The sequence below is a fragment of the Dietzia papillomatosis NBRC 105045 genome, assembly GCF_001570845.1.
In the GTDB taxonomy this organism is placed as follows: Bacteria; Actinomycetota; Actinomycetes; order Mycobacteriales; family Mycobacteriaceae; genus Dietzia; species Dietzia cinnamea.
Window position 1 is genome coordinate 39,750 of record NZ_BCSL01000022.1, and the last position, 17,852, is coordinate 57,601.

Consider the following 17,852-nt stretch of genomic DNA (forward strand, 5'->3'; position numbering starts at 1 on the left):
ATGACCTTCGCCCACCCCGTCCCCCGCTACGGTCACCACCGCGCCGCGGATCGCCTCCACGCGATCCACGGCGCGGTGGCGGGCAAGCGGTCGTCCATCGTCCTGGTCACCGCCGCCGACGGCGGCGGCAAGAGCCACCTCGTCGACTCCGTGGTCGCCGAGCTGTCCGGGGTGACCTCCGTGCTCGTCCGCGCGTTGCCCTGGGAGAAGGACGCGCGGTGGGTCGTGGCCGCGCGGGTCCTCGAGCGCCTGCCCCGACCCGACACCGAACCCGCCCGCCGGCCCGGGTCCGAGGAGGCCGAGCCGGTCGGTGCCCCGGTGCTGGTCGACGCGCTGGCCGGTGCCCTGGTCTCCGCGGGGCCGGGGGCGGTGGTCGTCGTCGACGACGCCGAGTACGCCGACCCGGCCTCGCTGCGGGTCCTCGCCTCGGCGCTCGAGGCCGCCGGCGGCGCGTCCGTCATGCTCGTGCTGACCCTCGGCAGCCCCGCGCAGGGCCCGTCCGCCGAACTCTGCTCCGAACTCGCACGCGAGACCGTGCGACTCGGGGCGCTCGACCAGTCCGAGATCCGCACCCTCGTCGCCACCCGCACCGGTCGCGAGCCGTCGGCCGCCGCGGCCCGGCGCCTGCTCGACTACACCGGCGGCGAGGCGGGGGCCGTCGCGACCGTCGCCGACCAGGCCCCCGACTCCTGGTGGAACGCCCCTTTCTCCGTCCCGCCCCTGCCCGCGTCCGTGGAGCGGGAGGTCGCCGCCCTGCTGGACGGGATGGACCCGAACCATCGCACGGTGATCGAGGCCGCCGCCGTCCTGTCGCCCCCGGTCACCTACGAGGCGCTGTCCGCGCTGCTCGCCGCACGCTCCCGCATCTCGGTCTCCCCCGCGCTCATCGGCGCGGCCCTCGACGTCGCCCACGCCGCCGACCTGGCCCGCGTGGACCTCACGCCCGGGGCGGCGAGCGTCCGCTTCCGCTCCCCGCTGCTGCGGACGGCGGTGCTGCGCGGGATCCCGCCCAGCGAGCTGCTGCGGCTGCACACCCTCGCCGCCCACGTCGCCGACGAGGTCGGCGATCTCGACGCCGCGCTGGATCACCGCGCCTCGGCGTCGATCGGCCCGGACCCCGACCTGTCCGAGACCCTGCGGGCCCGCGCGCTCATGCACGCCCGCGCCGGCCGCTGGAGCTCGGCCGGACACGCCTACCTCACCGCCGCCGCGCTCAACCCGGATGCCGAGCGGGCGCGCGACCTCCAGATCGACGGAGTCGACGCCCTGCTCAACTCCGGCCGGATCAGCGAGGCGCGTTCGCTCGCCCAGAGCCTCGAGCGGGCGCGCTCGGACGCGCGCCGGGACGCCGTCCTCGGCTCCCTGGCACTGCACCTGGGCCACGCCGGCGAGGCCCAGGTCCTGCTCGAACGGGCCCTCGCGGCCCGGGCCGACGGCACGGCCGACACCCCCACCGCGAACCCGGTCACCCTCGCCCAGAAGTTCGTCGTCCACTCGTTGTGTGAGTGGCGGCCGGCGCGCATCCGCCACTGGGCCGGCGTCGTCACCGGCAGCGGACGCCCCGACCAGCCCGAGGTCGAGGAGGCCCGGGCCATCGAGATGCTCGGTCGCGCGATCGAGGGCGGCCCCGACACCGCGCCCGCCGTCGAGGACCGGCTCGCGGGCCTGGCGCCGGCCGTCGCCCAGCGGTTCGAGATGGCGGCCGGCTGGATCTCGCTCGCCCGGGACGATCTGGAGAGCGCGCGCCGGCATCTCGGTTCGGCCGTCCCCACCGCCGACGTCTCCGGGTCTGCCCGCATCTCGATCTGGGCGCAGGCGTGGCTGGCCCGGACTCTCATGCTGCGGGGCGAGTGGGACGACGCGCTGCGCGTCGTGGACACCGCCGCCCGCCGGGTCGACGACCTCGAGCTGGACCTCCTCGCGCCGGTGGTCCACTGGCCCGGCGCCGTCATCCGCTCGATGCGCGGCGATCACCTCGGCGCGGCCGCGCACCTGCGGAACCTCACCACCAGCGCCGACGCCTACCCCGTCCAGGTCATCCCGTCGGCGATGGCCCGGATGCAGGTGGCGGCCGCGACCGGTGATTACACCTCCGTCCGGCTGGCCGCCGAGCCCCTCGTCGCGCTGGCCGCCGAACTCGACATCGACCAGCCGGGGTACTGGCCGTGGCACGACCTCTACGCCCACGCGCTGGTCCTGGCGGGCCGACTGGACGAGGCGGAGGGCCTTATCGATCCCGTCGAGGCACGCGCGGAGAAGCAGGGCCACCGGTCCACCCTGGCCCGCCTCGGCGCCGTGCGCGCCCGCATCGCCGCCGTCCGGGGCGACGTCGACGAGTGCAACCGCATCTTCCGCCGCAGCCTCGACCACCTCGACGGATTAGCGATGCCCTACTACTCGGCGCGCATGCACTTCGGGTACGGGCAGACCCTGCGCAGGGCCGGCCGACGCCGCGAGGCGCACCTCGCTCTGGGCACGGCGCGCGACATCTACGAACAGCTCGGGGCCCGCGCGTACGTCGAGCGGTGCGACAGGGAGCGCCGCGCGGGCGGCGTCGACGTCACCCGCACCGGCGGCAACAGCACCCTGACCCCCCAGGAGAGCGCCGTCGCGACCCTCGTCGCCGCCGGACGCACCAACGCCCAGGCCGCCGAGGAGCTGTTCCTGTCCGTCAAGACCGTCCAGTACCACCTGACCCGCATCTACTCGAAGCTCGGGGTCCGCGGCCGCACCGAGCTCGCCGCCTACGTCTCCCGCAACGCCGAGCCGTTCAGAACCGACCACCACCTCCCGGGAGAACTGTGACCACCGGACCCCCGTCGACCGTCCGCCCGGCCCCGGCCGCCACCACCGGGCCCTCGCCCCGCCGGGTGCTGTCCGACATCGGCCCCCGCGAATTCGCCAACGCCCTCATCGCGCTGGTCTTCTCCGCGACCGGCCCCGTCGCCGTCATCCTCACCGCCGGCGGCCAGGGCGACCTGTCCCCCGGCCAACTGTCGTCGTGGATCTTCGGCGTCTTCTTCGCCAACGGTCTGCTGACCATCCTCATGAGCTGGATCCACCGCACGCCGCTGGCGTTCTTCTGGACCATCCCCGGCACGGTCATCGTCGGCAACTCGCTCGCCCACCTGCGGTGGTCGGAGGTACTCGGGGCCTACGTCGTCACCGGGGTGGTGATCCTGCTGGTCGGGGTGTCCGGCCTGGCCCGCCGGCTCATGGACTGGATCCCCATGCCGATCATCATGGCCATGGTCGCCGGGGTCTTCCTCCAGTTCGGGCTCGGTCTGGTGTCCTCCGTCTGGTCGTCCGCCGCGGTGGCCCTCCCGATGGCGCTCGCCTTCGTCGTCGTCGGCTCCGTCCCCCGCGTCGCCCGCGTGGTCCCGCCCATCCTCGCCGCCATGGTCGTGGGGATCGTCGCGGTCATCCTCACCGGCGGCCTGTCACGCGGAATTCTCGACGACGGGCTCATCGCCGCGCCCATGCTGCAGACGCCCGAGTTCACCCTGCGCGCGATGACCGAACTCGTGGTCCCGCTCGCCATCACCGTGCTGGTCGTCCAGAACGGGCAGGGCATCGCCGTACTGCGCGCCAAGGGCCACCACCCGCCCGTCTCCGCGTGCGCGGTCGCCTGCGGCGTCTGGTCCCTGCTCGTCTCCGCCATCGGCGCGGTCTCGACCTGCCTCACCGGGCCGACCAACGCCCTCATCGTCTCCTCCGGCGACCGCGACCGCCACTACGCGGCCGCGATCACCAACGGCGCGCTGGCGCTGGTCGTGGGGGTGCTCTCCCCCGCGTTCGTCGGCCTCATCCTGGGGACACCGGCGGCGTTCATCGCCGCGCTCGGCGGGCTCGCGATGCTCGCGCCTCTCCAGTCCGCGTTCGTCACCGCGTTCCGCACCGACCGCGCGCTCGGCCCGCTGGTGTGTCTGCTCGTGACCGTGGCCGACGTCTCGCTCCTGGGGATCTCGGCGCCGTTCTGGGGCATCGTGGTGGGGATGGCGGTCACCGCGCTGCTCGAGCGCCGGACCCTGTCCTGACGCCTCCCAGCCTCACACCGATCCCGTCCTGACACCGATCCCGTCCTGACACGCGCGGACACGAGACGGCCCCCGCCGGGTGGCGGGGGCCGTCTCGTGTAACAGGAGGCAGCGTCTCCGGGGTCAGCTCACGCCGAGCGCTCCCGGGGCTCCTCCTCGGAGACCGGGACGATCGTCGGGAGGACGTTGTCGCGCACCGTCTCGCCGGTGACCACCACGCGGGCGACGTCGTCACGGCCCGGGATGTCGTACATCACCGGCAGGAGCACCTCCTCCATGATCGCGCGCAGACCGCGGGCGCCGGTGCCGCGCAGGATCGCCTGATCGGCCACGGCTTCGAGCGCGTCCTGGGTGAACTCCAGCTCCACGCCGTCCATCTCGAACAGGCGGGCGTACTGCTTGACCAGCGCGTTCTTCGGCTCGGCGAGGATGTTCACCAGGGCCTCGCGGTCCAGGCTGGTCACCGTCGCGACCACCGGCAGGCGCCCGATGAACTCCGGGATCAGACCGAACTTGACCAGGTCCTCGGGCATGACCTCCGAGAAGTTGTCCGTGGTGTCCAGCTCGTTCTTACTGGCCACCTCCGCCCCGAAGCCCAGGCCCTTGCGGCCCACGCGGTCGCCGACGATCTTCTCCAGGCCCTGGAACGCGCCGGCCACGATGAACAGCACGTTGGACGTGTCGATCTGGATGAACTCCTGGTGCGGGTGCTTGCGCCCGCCCTGCGGCGGCACCGACGCCTGGGTGCCCTCGAGGATCTTGAGCAGCGCCTGCTGGACGCCCTCGCCGGACACGTCCCGCGTGATCGACGGGTTCTCCGCCTTGCGGGCGATCTTGTCGACCTCGTCGATGTAGATGATGCCCATTTCGGCGCGCTTGGTGTCGAAGTCCGCGGCCTGGATGAGCTTGAGGAGGATGTTCTCCACGTCCTCGCCCACGTACCCGGCCTCGGTCAGCGCCGTGGCGTCCGCGATCGCGAACGGCACGTTGAGCATCTTGGCGAGGGTCTGCGCGAGGTAGGTCTTACCGCATCCGGTCGGGCCCAGCATCAGGATGTTGGACTTGGCCAGCTCGACGCCGTCACCACGCCCGAGGGCCGCGCCGACGCGGATGCGCTTGTAGTGGTTGTAGACGGCCACCGCGAGATTGCGCTTGGCCGCGTCCTGCCCCACCACGTACTCGTCGAGGAACGCGTGGATCTCGGCCGGCTTGGGCAGCGCGTCGAGACCCGCCTCCTGCGACTCGTCGACCTCGGACTCGATGATCTCGTTGCACAGCTCGATGCACTCGTCGCAGATGTAGACCCCGGGACCGGCGATCAGCTTCTTGACCTGCTTCTGGCTCTTCCCACAGAAGGAACACTTCAACAGGTCGCCGCTCTCACCCACACGCGCCATGAGTTCTACGTCCTCGCATTCCGGGGGCGCCGATGTCACGCCCCGTAGTCGACGGTACGCGGAAGCGGCCACGAAAGCCGCCCCGCGCGATCAGTTCATTGCACCCGACGGCCCACCGCTCCCCCGAGCGGCGCGCCGCCGCCGCGTCAGTTGCCCGCCGACAGCTTGCGGTAGTCGAACACGGTGTCGATGATGCCGTAATCCTTGGCCTCCTCGGCCGTGAGGATCTTGTCGCGGTCCGTATCCTTGCGGATCTGGTCGGCGTCACGACCGGTGTGCCGGGCGAGGGTCGTCTCCATGAGACGACGCATCCGCTCGATCTCCGCAGCCTGGATCTCCAGGTCCGAGACCTGACCCTGGATGCCGCCGGTGGCCGGCTGATGGATGAGGATGCGGGCGTTGGGCAACGCTGCCCGCTTGCCCTTCGTGCCGGCCGCCAGAAGCACGGCCGCGGCCGACGCGGCCTGCCCGAGGCACACCGTCACGACGTCCGGGCGCACGTACTGCATCGTGTCGTAGATCGCCATGAGCGACGTGAACGAGCCGCCCGGCGAGTTGATGTACATGGTGATGTCGCGGTCCGGATCCTGGCCCTCCAGGACCAGGAGCTGGGCCATGATGTCGTTCGCCGAGGCATCGTCGACCTGGGTACCCAGGAAGATGATGCGCTCCTCGAAGAGCTTGTTGTACGGGTTGGACTCCTTGACGCCGTAGCTGGAGTGCTCGACGAAGGACGGGAGAATGTAGCGCGAGGACGGCAGTGAGGTCATCGGGGACTCCGTGGTCGTGTGCGGGACTGGACGGTCGGCGGGAGCGCTCCCGCCGGGGAAGGACTCGATCATGACGGCGAGGACCCGCCGGACTGGGACGCACGCGAGATCACGTGGTCGACGAAGCCGTACTCCTTGGCCTGCTCGGCCGTGAACCAGCGGTCGCGGTCGGAGTCCTCGGTGACCTGCTCGAACGACTGACCGGTGTGGAAGGCGATGAGCTCGGCCATCTCACGCTTGGTCGCCGCGAACTGCTCGGCCTGGATGGCGATGTCCGCGGCGGAGCCACCGACGCCGGCCGACGGCTGGTGCATCATGATCTTGGCGTGCGGGAGGGCGTAGCGCTTGCCCTTCGTCCCGGCCGCCAGCAGGAACTGGCCCATCGAGGCGGCCAGCCCCATGCCGTAGGTGGCCACGTCGCACTCGACGAACTGCATGGTGTCGTAGATGGCCATGCCGGCCGTCACCGAGCCGCCGGGCGAGTTGATGTACATCGCGATGTCGCGGGAGGGATCCTCCGCGGCGAGCAGGAGCATCTGCGCGCAGAGGCGGTTGGCGATGTCGTCGTCGACCTGGGAGCCCAGGAAGATGATCCGCTCCTGCAGGAGACGTTCGTACACCGAGTCGCCGAGAGTGAGTCCGTGGGACCCCGGCGAGTTGAGGGCGGGCTGTGTCGAACCGGGCTGAGCCGCTGAACCGTTCTGGGCCACGGGGAACCTACCTTCGCTCATCGTCTTCACCGCTCGCGCGGCGCCCGGCCGACCGGTGGCCGGGGAACCGTTACGTCAAACACTAACCAACGCCGGGGACGGAACCGTCCCGCCGGGGCGGGTGTTCGCTCTCAGCGTCGGCCGACCCCGCTCTCCGCCGGGGCAGCCCCTGACGAGGAGAGGGCCGGGGACCACGCGTGGTGGTCCCCGGCCCCCGGGTGCGACTGGGCGTACCGATCAGGCGTCGGTGCCCTCGCGCGACTCGTCGGCGGAGTCGGTCGCCTCATCGGCGGCGTCCTCGTCCGAGGCGTCCTCACGGGTGCCGAAGAACTCGGAGGTGTCCACGACGTTGCCCTCGGCGTCCTTGACGGTGACCTGCTGGATCACGTCGGCCAGGGCCTTGGAGCGGCGGACGTCGGAGAACAGCGAGCCGAGCTGGCCGGCCTGCTGGATCTGCTGCACGAACTGGTTGGGGTCCATGCCGTAGCGCTGGGCCTGGAACAGGATGTGCTGCGTGAGCTCCTCCTGCGAGACGTCGGTGGAGGCCTCCTCGGCGACCGCGTCCAGCAGGAGCTGGCTACGGATGGCACGGGCGGTGGCCTCGAGCGTCTCCGCATCGAAGGTCTCGCGGTCGGTGCCCTCCGCGGCGAGCATGGAGTTGATCATGTCGTCGTCGTGCGCGGCATCGCCGAAGATCGAGTGCAGCTGCTGATGCGCCTCGGCCTCGACGAGGGCGTCGGGGGTCGGGACGTCGGTGGCCTCGAGGAGGGCGTCGAGCACCTTGTCGCGGATCTCCCCGGCGAGGCCGGCCTTGGCCTGCTGGGCGACCTTCTCGGTGAGATCGGCGCGCAGCTCCTCGAGCGTGTCGAACTCGCTGGCCATCTGGGCGAACTCGTCGTCGGCCTCGGGGAGCTCGCGCTCCTTGACCGACTGGACGGTCACCGTGATGACGGCCTCCTTGCCGGCGTGCTCACCGGCGACGAGCGAGGAGGTGAACTCCTTGGACTCGCCGGCCTTGAGGCCCTCGGCGGCCTCGTCGAGCCCCTCGATGAGCGTGCCCGAACCGAGCTCGTAGGACAGGCCCTCGGTGGAGGCGTCCTCGACCGGCTCGCCGTCGACGGTGGCGGCCAGGTCCACGGACAGGAAGTCGCCCTTGGTGGCGCCACGCTCGACGCCCTTGAGGGTGCCGAAGCGGGCGCGGAGGTTGTCGAGCTCGGCGTCGACGGCGGCGTCGTCGGTCTCGGGCGCCTCGACGGTGACCTCGAGGTCCTCGAACTTCGGCAGGGTGATCTCCGGGCGGACGTCGACCTCGGCCGTGAACTCCACGACGTCGTTGTCCTCGAGCTTGGTGACCTCGATCTCCGGCTGGGCCAGGACCACGAGCTCGTGCTCGTCGACGGCCTGGCTGTAGCGCGCGGGGATCATGTCGTTGATGACCTGCTCGAGGACGGCCGGGCGACCGATCCGCGACTCGAGGAGCTTGGCCGGGGCCTTACCGGGACGGAAGCCCGGAATGTTGACCTGGCCGGCGAGCGACTTGTAGGCCTTGGCGAAGTCCGGCTCGAGCTCCGCGAACGGCACCTCCACGGTGATCTTGACCCGGGTCGGGTTGAGCTGCTCGACAGTGCTCTTCACGGTGATGTTCTCCTAGGAAGTCTTCTGGGGTTCGTGTCTTTCGGCTCCGCTGGTCGGGATGACAGGATTCGAACCTGCGACCCTCCGCTCCCAAAGCGGATGCGCTACCAAGCTGCGCCACATCCCGGTGGGTCGCGCGGCCGACCGCCCCGCTGTCACGCACGGGGAATCCGCCGGGCCGCCAAACCAACTCGCCCAGTGTACGACAGGCCCACCTCGGCGCCGATTCCGACTTATCGGCCCGGGAGTTGGGGGCGCCGCGTGGCGTCCGGTAGTGTTGTCACAGCGTGAGCGGGACCGGGGAGGAAACCCCAGGTCAGGCCACCGACGCGGGTGTAGCTTAATGGTAAAGCCCCTGCCTTCCAAGCAGGATACGCGGGTTCGATTCCCGTCACCCGCTCCACAGAGAGCCCCGCCCGTCCCCACCGACGGTCCGGGGCTCTTCCCGTCCTAGCGCCTCGACCGGTGCCCAGACGCTCCCGCGGATGGCGTCTCGCGCCTGCCTGACCGGCCCGCCCACGGCCGCTCCTCTCCATGGCGTCTCGCCCCGACTCCGGTGCGCGCCGGACGCCATGGTCGCGCGCGGCTGCGCTTCCCGGCCCGGGTCCAGCCGCCCGATCAGCGGCCGGGCCGCCCCTGTTGGCAGGTGGGGCACCAGTACAGGGTCCGCGCCTCCATCGCCTGCTGACGCACCTCGTCCCCGCACACCCGGCATTCCCAGCCGTCGCGTTGGTAAACGTAGTTGCGCGGCCGGTCGGCGCCACGCCTCGGCACGTCGCCGTGATCGTGCTCGGGACGGATGGTGTGGATGGCCCCGGTCCGTACCCCGATCTCCATCAGCGCGACGAGGTCGTCCCACACGGCGTCGAACTGCGCGCGATCGAGGTCCTTGCCCGGACGGAACGGGTCGATCCCGTGCCGGAAGAGCACCTCGGCGCGGTAGACGTTGCCGACGCCGGCCAGGACCTTCTGGTCCATGAGCAGGGCACCGATGGGCCGGGCGCTGCGCGCGATCCGGGCCCAGGCCCGCTCCGGCTCGGCGTCCGGGTCGAGGGGGTCGGGGCCCAGTCGGTCGCGCACGTCGCCGACCTCCGCCTCGGCGATCACCTCGCACCGGGTCGGTCCACGCAGGTCGACCCAGTGTGCGGGCGCCCCGTCGGCGATCGCGCCCACCCGCATGCGGACCTGCCCGACCGGAGCCGGCGGGTCCTGCCCCTCGGGAACCAGGTGGGTGTCGAAGAAGCCGTACAGGCCCAGGTGGACGTGGACGGCGAGGCCGCCCTCGTAGTGGTGGAAGAGGTGCTTGCCGACCGCCGTGGCGCGGTCGAAGTGCCGTCCGTCGACGACGACATGGTCCGCGAATCGACCCTGGGGGCTGGACACACGGACGGGCCCGCCTGCGAAGTACTCGGTGTGCAGGCGGGCCAGCCGGTGGAGGGTGTGCCCCTCAGGCACGGTGACGCTCGGACACGGTGGGGACCGGGCCGGTCAGGGAATCAGGCGCCGGGGACCGCGGGGGCCTCGCCGGTGCGCTCGTACTCGGCGAGGATGTCGATGCGCCGCTGGTGCCGCTCGGCACCCGACCACTCCTGGTCGAGGAACGCGTCGACGATCGCCAGCGCCTCCTCCTGCGAGTGCATACGCCCGCCGATGCCGATCAGCTGCGCGTTGTTGTGCTCACGCGCGAGCCGGGCGGTCTCCACGCTCCACGCGAGCGCACAACGGGCGCCGGGCACCTTGTTCGCGGCGATCTGCTCACCGTTGCCGGACCCGCCCAGGACGATCCCGAGGCTGCCCGGATCGGCGACGACCTTCCGGGCGGCGTCGATGCAGAACGCCGGGTAGTCGTCCTCGGCGTCGTAGGTGTGGGCGCCGCAGTCGACGACCTCGTGGCCGGAGCCCTTCAGATGCTCGGCGATGACGTTCTTGGTCTCGAAGCCGGCGTGGTCCGCTCCCAGGTAGATGCGCATGGCGGCGATTCTGCCACGCCCCGGGTGCGCCCACCCCCGGGGCACCGGTGCCGACAGTGCCGCTCAGTCGAACCGCGGATCCTCCGTGCGGCTGCGCTTGAGCTCGAAGAAGTACTGGAACCCGGCGAGCAGCGCGGCACCGTCGAACACCCTGCCGGCCTCCTCGCCACGCGGGATGCGCGTCAGGACGGGCCCGAAGAACGCCACCTCGTCGACGTGGACGACCGGGGTCCCGACCTCGTCGCCCACCGGGTCCATGCCCCGGTGGTGGGAGGCGCGCAGCTCGTCGTCGTACTCATCGGTCCCAGCTGCCGCGGCGAGGTCGGCGTCCAGGCCGGCCGCCTGGAGCGCCTCGGTGATGACGGTCGGGTCCTCGACGCCACGACCCTGGTCGTGGATGCGGGTGCCCATCTCGGTGTACAGCGGCCCGAGGACCTCCTGGCCGTGGCGCTTGGCGGCGGCGATGGCCACGCGCACAGGGCCCCACCCGAGCTTCATCTTCTCCAAGTAGTCCTCGGGCAGGTCACGGCCGTCGTTGAGCACGGACAGGCTCATGACGTTCCACGTCAGGGAGATGTCACGGACCTTCTCGACCTCGAGGATCCAGCGGCTGGTGACCCACGCGAAGGGGCACAGCGGATCGAACCAGAAGTCGACGGAACGGGTGGTGGACTGCGTACTGGAGGTCATGTCCCCATCCTCCCCGTCCGGCGCGCGTGCCGCCACTGCCGCTTACGTGTCGGGTCCGGGTGGTAGGACTGGTGCGGTAGACGAACCCCCAGGAACCGAGGTCCCACTGATGCGCTCGCTCAACCTCACCCGCGCCGACGCCGCCGCGCGGTCGGACCTGCTCAGCGTCGAGTCATACGACGTGGAGATCGACCTCACCGACGGCAGTGGCGGGCCCGGGACCGGCACGTTCCGCTCGCGCACCGTGGTGCGGTTCTCCTGCGCGCGCCCGGGCGCGGAGACCTTCATCGACCTGCGGTCCGCCGTGATCAGGTCGGCGGTCCTCAACGGCCGGGAACTGTTCCCGGCCGGGGAGGAGAACCGGTACGACGACGAGGAGGGCCTCACCCTTCCGGACCTGCAGGAGTCCAACGAGCTCGTGGTGGACGCCGATCTGGCGTACACCACGACCGGTGAGGGCCTGCACCGGATGGTCGATCCGGCGGACGGGGAGGTCTATCTCTACTCCCAGTTCGAGACGGCGGACGCCAAGCGGGTCTTCGCCTGCTTCGACCAGCCGGATCTCAAGGCGAGGTACACGCTCACGGTGACGGCACCGGAGAAGTGGGTCGTGGTGGCCAACACGCTGGCCGAGGAGTCACCGGCGGAGGGCGGCGGCGTGGTCCACCGCTTCGCGCCGACCGAGATCATGTCCACCTATCTGGTCGCGCTCATCGCGGGCCCGTACCACGTGGTGGAGGACGCCTACACCGACGAGCACGGCACCATCCCGCTGCGGCTGCTGTGCCGCGCCTCGCTCGCCGAGTACCTCGACGCCGACCGCCTCTTCGCGGAGACCAAGGAGGGGTTCGGCTTCTACCACCGCGAGTTCGGGCTGCCGTACGCGTTCGGCAAGTACGACCAGATCTTCGTCCCCGAGTTCAACGCGGGAGCCATGGAGAACGCCGGCGCGGTGACGTTCCTCGAGGACTACGTGTTCCGCTCCCGGGTGACCGGCTACCGCTACGAGCGGCGCAACGAGACGATCCTCCACGAGATGGCCCACATGTGGTTCGGGGACCTCGTGACCATGCGGTGGTGGGACGACCTGTGGCTCAACGAGTCGTTCGCCACCTTCGCCTCCGTGCTCGCCCAGGTCGACGCGACCCAGTACACGGAGGCGTGGACGACGTTCGCCAACGTGGAGAAGTCGTGGGCGTACCGCCAGGACCAGCTGCCGTCGACGCACCCCGTGGCGGCGGACATGACCGATCTGGAGACGGTCGAGGCCAACTTCGACGGCATCACCTACGCCAAGGGCGCCTCGGTGCTCAAGCAGCTCGTCGCCTACGTCGGGCGCGAGCCCTTCCTCGCGGGTCTGCGCGCGTACTTCGCCGAGCACGCGTTCGGCAACGCCGAGTTCGACGACCTGCTGTCAGCGCTGGAGGAGTCCTCCGGCCGCGACCTGTCCGGCTGGGCCGACCAGTGGCTGCGCACCACCGGAATCAACCCGATCTCCGTTGACGTGTCCGTCTCGGGTAGCGGAGCGAGTGCCCGCATCTCCGAGCTGACGGTGACCCAGGGTCCCGCAGCACCGGGGGCCGGCGAGCTGCGCACACACCGTCTGGGCGTGGGCCTGTACAACCGCGACAACTCCGGCGCGCTCGTGCGGACCGCCCGCGCCGAACTCGACATCGCCGGCGAGCGGACCGTCGTCGCCGACCTGGCCGGCCAGCCGGTGCCCGACCTCGTCCTGCCCAACGACGAGGACCTGACGTACTGCTCGGTCCGCCTGGACGAGCGGTCGCTGGCCACCGTCCTGGATTCCCTCGAGAACATCGTCGACCCGCTGGCGCGGACGCTGTGTTGGTCGGCGCTGTGGGAGATGACGCGGGAGACACGGCTCCCCGCCCGTCGCTTCGTCGAGGTGGTCTCGCGTGCCGTCCCGCGCGAGCCCCAGATCGGCGTCGTCCAGCGCGTACTCACGCAGGCGCAGACCGCGTTGGCGCGCTACGCCGACCCGGACTGGGCGGCCGCGACCGGGTGGGCGACGTTCTCCGGGGCCATGCTCGCCGCAGCCCGCGACGCCGAGCCGGGTTCGGATCACCAGCTCGCGTTCCTCACCGCGCTGTGCGGGTGCCCGATCGGGATCGATCAGCAGCGTGTGCTCGGGACGCTCCTCGACGCGGGTGCCGAGGACGCGGGGCTGCCCGGCCTCATCGTCGACACCGATCTGCGCTGGACCGTGCTCACCGCACTCGTCGCCGCGGGCGTCGAGGGCACCGACCGCATCGATGCGGAGCTCGCCGCCGACGACACGGCCGGCGGGGCCCGCCGGGCCGCCACCGCGCGGGCGGCCCGCCCCTCCGTCGCCGCGAAGGAGGAGGCGGAGGAGTTGCTCCTGACCACAGGCGCCGACGCCCCGACCAACGCGATCGTGCGTGCCACACTCCTCGGGCTGGATCTGCCCGGCCACGAACACCTGCTCAGCGGCCTGTGCGAGCGCTACCTCGACGACGTCACCGCACTGTGGAAGGCGCGCCCCGGCGACCTCGCGCAGACCGTCGCCGAGGGCATCTTCCCTTCCTGGGCGGTCGACAGCGAGACCGTGGAGCGGTTCGAGCAGGTGATCGCCGACGAGTCGCGGCCGTCGTCGCTGCGTCGGATCATCGCCGAGCAGACCGCGGACATGACCCGCGCGTTGGCGGCCCGGGCCGTCGACGCCGCCGAGGCCGACTGACAGGTCCATCGCCGGGCAGGCGGCCGCGGCACCCCGGCCGCCGGACTTCGCTGGATCAGGCGGCGTCGAGATAGAGGTAGTCCTCCCAGTACGGGCCGATCTCCCGCAACTGCGAGACGAGTCGCCACGTCCGGCCCCGCGGGGCGACGAGCGGCACGTGGAGCTCCCAACCCAGCTCGGAGAGGAGTTTGTCCGCCTTGCGGTGGTTGCACGGTGCGCACGAGGCGACGCAGTTCTCCCAGTTGTGCGCTCCCCCGCGGCTGCGCGGGACGACGTGGTCGACGGTCGTGGCCTTGGCGTTGCAGTATCCGCAGCGGTGCCCGTCCCGGTGCATGAGCGCGGCGCGGGTCATCGGCACCTGCGTGCGGTATGGGATCCGGACGTACTCGCGGAGCCGGATGACGGAGGGCACACGCACCGAAGTGTCGACCGACCGCACCACGACCTCCACCGGGTGCTCGTGCACCACGTCGGCCTTCCCCCCCAGCAGCATCACCACGGCTCGGCGGGCAGGAAGGGCGGTGAGTGCCTCGTAGCTGGCGTTGAGCAACAGCACGCGCGGTGCCGACGCGAGCGGGACCGGCCGGTCCGGGACCGGCTCCAGTCGCTTGGGGGTCCGCGACCCCCGTTGTCGGTACTCCGAGTTCTCGCGCACTGCTGTGCCCATGGTCGGTCTCCGCCCGTCTGTTCCGAGCCCAGTGCACCATTCCCGACCGGGCCCGCAGTGAACCTTGCCTGCAACGATGATGCACCTTCGGTGAACTCTTCGCGCGGATTACAGGCGAGCGGGCTCGCCGAGTCGCCCTGCCAGGATCAGTAGCGGCGGGGGCGGCGGGGGCGGCGCCGATTGCGCTCCGTGACGCCGCGCTCGGGAGAACCGCGCCGGTCGGACCGCATGCCCCTCGGGTTCTGGACGTAACCATGTAGGTCCGGAGCCCGGATCACCACCATGGTTACGTCCACAGTCGCCACGAGTGCGTCCATATCGACACACGCCGGGGCGTGGCCGGGGCCGCGGCCGGGTCGGGCATGAGCGCGGGTCAGGGGTGGAGGGTGACGCGGGCGGGTCAGGGGCGGAGGGTGACGCGGGCGGATCAGGGGTGGCTCCACCACCCGCGAGGGGGTCCGCGGGTGTCCGCCCTGGCGGCCCGCAGGTGACTACACAGGCATCATGGAGGCCATGAGCAGCAGCACGTTCTATGACGAGGTCGGTGGGGCGGAAACGTTCCGGAAGATCGTCCACGAGTTCTACCGCCGCGTGGCGGACGACCCCGTGCTGCGCCCGATGTACCCCGAGGAGGACCTGGGCCCCGCCGAGGACCGCCTGCGGATGTTCCTCGAGCAGTACTGGGGAGGCCCCACCACCTACTCCGAGCAACGCGGGCACCCGCGACTGCGGATGCGGCACAACCCGTACGTCGTCGACCGCGCCGCCCACGACGCGTGGCTCACCCACATGCTCGCGGCGGTCGAGACGATCGACCGCGACACCCTGGACGACGAACACCGCGCCGCGCTGGTGGACTACCTCACCCGCGCCGCCGCGATGATGGTCAACACCGCGGACGCGCCGTGACCCCGTCCCCCGCGCACGCCCGGCGAGCATGGGACGACATGGTCCTGTACCAGATCTACCCACGCTCGTTCGCCGACTCCGACGGTGACGGCGCGGGGGATCTGCAGGGCGTCCTCGACCGCGCGGGACACCTCGAGACGCTCGGAGTGGACGGGATCTGGCTCTCGCCGATCATGCGGTCGCCGGGCGTCGACCACGGATACGACGTCTCGGACCCGCGGGACGTGGACCCGCTGTTCGGGGACGTCGCCACCCTCGAGCGGCTACTCGAGCGACTGCACGCCGTGGGCATGGTGCTCATCATGGACCTCGTGCCCAACCACACCAGCGTGGAGCACCCGTGGTTCGCGGCCGCGGTCGCCGCCGGGCCGGGCAGCCCCGAGCGGGCACGCTACTACTTCCGCGACGGGCGCGGCGAAGACGGATCGGAACCGCCCAACAACTGGCCGTCCGTCTTCGGCGGCCCCGCCTGGACTCGCATCACCGAGCCCGACGGCACGCCCGGGCAGTGGTACCTCCACCTCTTCGCCCCCGAGCAGCCGGACCTCGACTGGTCGCACCCGGACGTCGCCGACGATCTCGAGCACACCCTGCGGTTCTGGCTCGACCTGGGAGTGGACGGGTTCCGGATCGACGTCGCGCACGGCCTCGCGAAACCCGCCGACCTGGCGGACCTGCCCGACGATGTGGAGATCGCGCAGCTCGTCGTCGACACCCGTGACGCACGGTGGGACCAGCCCGGCGTCCACGACGTCCACCGACGGATCCGGGGCGTCCTCGACGACTACCCCGGCACCGCCGCCTTCGGTGAGGTCTGGGTGGGCCCGGTCGAGCGGTTCGCGCGCTACCTCCGGCCCGACGAACTGCACTTCGCGTTCCACTTCGCCCTCACCGGCGCCCCGTTCGAGGCGGCGGCGATCCGCGCGGCGATCGACTCCACCCTCGAGGCCGCCCGCGTCTCCGGCGCCGCCCCCACATGGGCGTTGTCGAACCACGACGTCGTGCGCGAGGTGACCCGCTACGGCAACGGCGCCACCGGCACAGCCCGCGCACGCGCCATGCTCCTCGTCGCGCTCGCCCTGCCGGGCATCACGTTCGTCTACAACGGCGCCGAACTCGGCCTGCCCAGCGACTACTCCATCCCTCACGATCGGCTCACCGATCCGACCTGGGAGCGCACCGCCCACGCCGAGACCGGGCGTGACCACTGCCGCGTTCCCATCCCGTGGGACGGCGACCGGCCGCCGTACGGGTTCTCGGACTCGCCGCGGACCTGGCTGCCGATGCCCGACGGCTGGGCACCGCTGACGGCGGCAGCGCAGGAGACCGACCCCGATTCCACGCTGGCGCTGTATCGGCGAGCGATCGAGATCCGGCGGTCGTGGCCTCCCACGGGGTCCTCGACGATCGGGTGGGACGACAAACTTGACGGGTGTCTACTGTTCTGGCGCGAGGACGGCCCGGTCCTGTGCATGATCAATACAACGCGTCACGCGGTGCAGCTGCCCGAGGGTGACGTGGTGCTCGCGTCGGGCCCCCTCGACGGGAGCAGACTGCCACCGGACACCGCCGTGTGGCTCCAGCGCTGACGATCGAAGGGTGCGGGATATGCGACTTTCCGGTAAGACGGCCATCGTGACCGGAGGGGCCGGCGGCATCGGCCGCGGCATCACGCGCACGTTCGTCGCCGAGGGAGCCCGAGTCCTGGTGGTGGACATCAACGACGAGGCCGGGGAGGCGCTCGCCGCCGAACTCGGAGACGAGGTGCGGTACCTGAACTCAGACATCTCGGTGGAGGCCAACGCGGAGAAGATCGTCGCCGCCGCCGTCGACGCCTTCGGCCACCTCGACGTGCTGGTCAACAACGCGCACGCCTCCCGTCAGGCCCCACTGTTGCAGACCACCGGCGGCATGATGGACCTGTCGTTCAACACCGGCTTCTACCCCACGTTCTGGCTCATGAAGGCCGCGCATCCGCACCTGGCGGCGCAGGACGGCTCGGTGATCAACTTCGCCTCCGGCGCCGGGATCGACGGTAGCGCCACCCAGGCGTCCTACGCCGCCGCCAAGGAGGCGATCCGCGCGATCAGCCGGGTGGCCGCCAACGAGTGGGCGCGCGACGGGATCAACGTCAACGTCATCTCACCGCTCGCGCTCACCGAGGGCGTCGAGGCGTACATCGAAGCGAACCCGGGGATCGAGGAGAAGCTGCTCGCGGGCACCCCGATGCGGCGATTCGGCGACCCCGAATCCGACATCGGGCGGGTCGCCGTGTTCCTGGCCAGCGACGACGCGTCCTATATGACCGGGCAGACGATGATGGTCGACGGCGGCAGCCTCATGCTCCG

Annotated in this window: 14 protein-coding genes and 2 tRNA genes; 7 read left to right on the forward strand and 9 right to left on the reverse strand. The window is 71.2% G+C overall.

Annotation, left to right across the window (positions count from 1 at the left end):
• Together DPA01S_RS09520 and DPA01S_RS09525 are read left to right on the forward strand one after the other, a co-directional pair.
• Positions 1–2,805, forward strand: a complete 2,805-nt coding sequence (locus DPA01S_RS09520; protein WP_061915714.1) for a helix-turn-helix transcriptional regulator — start codon at positions 1–3, stop codon at positions 2,803–2,805.
• Entirely contained in the window at positions 2,802–4,037 is a 1,236-nt protein-coding gene (locus DPA01S_RS09525; RefSeq protein WP_061915717.1) for a benzoate/H(+) symporter BenE family transporter, read from the forward strand. The genes DPA01S_RS09520 and DPA01S_RS09525 overlap by 4 nt, the downstream gene beginning before the upstream one ends.
• Positions 4,038–4,165: 128 nt before the next feature.
• Here DPA01S_RS09525 and clpX read toward each other — a convergent pair whose 3' ends face one another.
• The 5 genes from clpX to DPA01S_RS09550 all read right to left on the reverse strand — a co-directional run bounded on the left by clpX (position 4,166) and on the right by DPA01S_RS09550 (position 8,676).
• Positions 4,166–5,434: an ATP-dependent Clp protease ATP-binding subunit ClpX gene (gene clpX, locus DPA01S_RS09530; protein ID WP_007626667.1), complete on the reverse strand. Its 1,269-nt coding sequence runs from the start codon at positions 5,432–5,434 to the stop codon at positions 4,166–4,168.
• 146 nt (positions 5,435–5,580) lie between these two features.
• Positions 5,581–6,204: an ATP-dependent Clp protease proteolytic subunit gene (locus tag DPA01S_RS09535; protein WP_007626669.1), complete on the reverse strand. Its 624-nt coding sequence runs from the start codon at positions 6,202–6,204 to the stop codon at positions 5,581–5,583.
• A gap of 68 nt (positions 6,205–6,272) precedes the next feature.
• A complete protein-coding gene (locus DPA01S_RS09540; RefSeq protein WP_007626671.1) occupies positions 6,273–6,914 on the reverse strand; it encodes an ATP-dependent Clp protease proteolytic subunit in 642 nt (213 codons plus the stop codon).
• A 237-nt stretch (positions 6,915–7,151) separates the two neighbouring features.
• Positions 7,152–8,549, reverse strand: a complete 1,398-nt coding sequence (gene tig / locus DPA01S_RS09545; RefSeq protein ID WP_061915720.1) for a trigger factor — start codon at positions 8,547–8,549, stop codon at positions 7,152–7,154.
• 50 nt (positions 8,550–8,599) lie between these two features.
• Positions 8,600–8,676 (reverse strand) — tRNA-Pro (locus tag DPA01S_RS09550).
• A 202-nt stretch (positions 8,677–8,878) separates the two neighbouring features.
• Between DPA01S_RS09550 and DPA01S_RS09555 the strand changes: the two genes are divergently transcribed.
• A tRNA-Gly gene (locus DPA01S_RS09555) sits at positions 8,879–8,952 on the forward strand.
• 215 nt (positions 8,953–9,167) lie between these two features.
• Here DPA01S_RS09555 and DPA01S_RS09560 read toward each other — a convergent pair.
• The 3 genes from DPA01S_RS09560 to DPA01S_RS09570 form a co-directional block, all read right to left on the reverse strand.
• Entirely contained in the window at positions 9,168–10,004 is an 837-nt protein-coding gene (locus DPA01S_RS09560; RefSeq protein ID WP_061915723.1) for an Fpg/Nei family DNA glycosylase, read from the reverse strand.
• Positions 10,005–10,045: 41 nt separating this feature from the next.
• The gene (locus tag DPA01S_RS09565) at positions 10,046–10,519 is read right to left on the reverse strand and encodes a ribose-5-phosphate isomerase (protein WP_007626676.1); all 474 of its coding nucleotides are present in this window, start codon (positions 10,517–10,519) and stop codon (positions 10,046–10,048) included.
• A 63-nt stretch (positions 10,520–10,582) separates the two neighbouring features.
• Entirely contained in the window at positions 10,583–11,209 is a 627-nt protein-coding gene (locus DPA01S_RS09570; RefSeq protein ID WP_061228470.1) for a mycothiol-dependent nitroreductase Rv2466c family protein, read from the reverse strand.
• A gap of 109 nt (positions 11,210–11,318) precedes the next feature.
• Between DPA01S_RS09570 and pepN the strand changes: the two genes are divergently transcribed.
• Positions 11,319–13,928: an aminopeptidase N gene (gene pepN, locus DPA01S_RS09575; protein ID WP_061915733.1), complete on the forward strand. Its 2,610-nt coding sequence runs from the start codon at positions 11,319–11,321 to the stop codon at positions 13,926–13,928.
• 55 nt (positions 13,929–13,983) lie between these two features.
• Here the strand turns inward: pepN and DPA01S_RS09580 are convergent, their stop codons facing one another.
• Complete coding sequence (locus tag DPA01S_RS09580) at positions 13,984–14,595, reverse strand: HNH endonuclease (protein ID WP_061915736.1); 612 nt, start codon at positions 14,593–14,595, stop codon at positions 13,984–13,986.
• A 513-nt stretch (positions 14,596–15,108) separates the two neighbouring features.
• Here DPA01S_RS09580 and DPA01S_RS09585 point away from each other — a divergent pair.
• The 3 genes from DPA01S_RS09585 to DPA01S_RS09595 all read left to right on the forward strand — a co-directional run.
• Positions 15,109–15,504 (forward strand): globin, encoded by a 396-nt coding sequence (locus DPA01S_RS09585; RefSeq protein WP_061915758.1) that lies wholly within the window; start codon positions 15,109–15,111, stop codon positions 15,502–15,504.
• On the forward strand, positions 15,501–17,093 hold the full coding sequence (locus DPA01S_RS09590; protein WP_061915738.1) for a glycoside hydrolase family 13 protein: 1,593 nt from the start codon (positions 15,501–15,503) through the stop codon (positions 17,091–17,093). The genes DPA01S_RS09585 and DPA01S_RS09590 overlap by 4 nt, the downstream gene beginning before the upstream one ends.
• 19 nt (positions 17,094–17,112) lie before the next feature.
• Positions 17,113–17,852 (forward strand): SDR family NAD(P)-dependent oxidoreductase (locus DPA01S_RS09595; protein WP_061915741.1); only part of this gene is annotated, 740 nt, incomplete at its 3' end.

Excerpts from the sequence above, each read along its gene's own strand:
- DPA01S_RS09520 (WP_061915714.1), top strand. The coding sequence starts at position 1 with ATGACCTTCGCCCACCCCGTCCCCCGCTACGGTCACCACCGCGCCGCG.
- clpX (WP_007626667.1), bottom strand. The coding sequence starts at position 5,434 with ATGGCGCGTGTGGGTGAGAGCGGCGACCTGTTGAAGTGTTCCTTCTGT.
- DPA01S_RS09535 (WP_007626669.1), bottom strand. The coding sequence starts at position 6,204 with ATGACCTCACTGCCGTCCTCGCGCTACATTCTCCCGTCCTTCGTCGAG.
- DPA01S_RS09565 (WP_007626676.1), bottom strand. The coding sequence starts at position 10,519 with ATGCGCATCTACCTGGGAGCGGACCACGCCGGCTTCGAGACCAAGAAC.
- DPA01S_RS09570 (WP_061228470.1), bottom strand. The coding sequence starts at position 11,209 with ATGACCTCCAGTACGCAGTCCACCACCCGTTCCGTCGACTTCTGGTTC.
- pepN (WP_061915733.1), top strand. The coding sequence starts at position 11,319 with ATGCGCTCGCTCAACCTCACCCGCGCCGACGCCGCCGCGCGGTCGGAC.
- DPA01S_RS09580 (WP_061915736.1), bottom strand. The coding sequence starts at position 14,595 with ATGGGCACAGCAGTGCGCGAGAACTCGGAGTACCGACAACGGGGGTCG.
- DPA01S_RS09585 (WP_061915758.1), top strand. The coding sequence starts at position 15,109 with ATGAGCAGCAGCACGTTCTATGACGAGGTCGGTGGGGCGGAAACGTTC.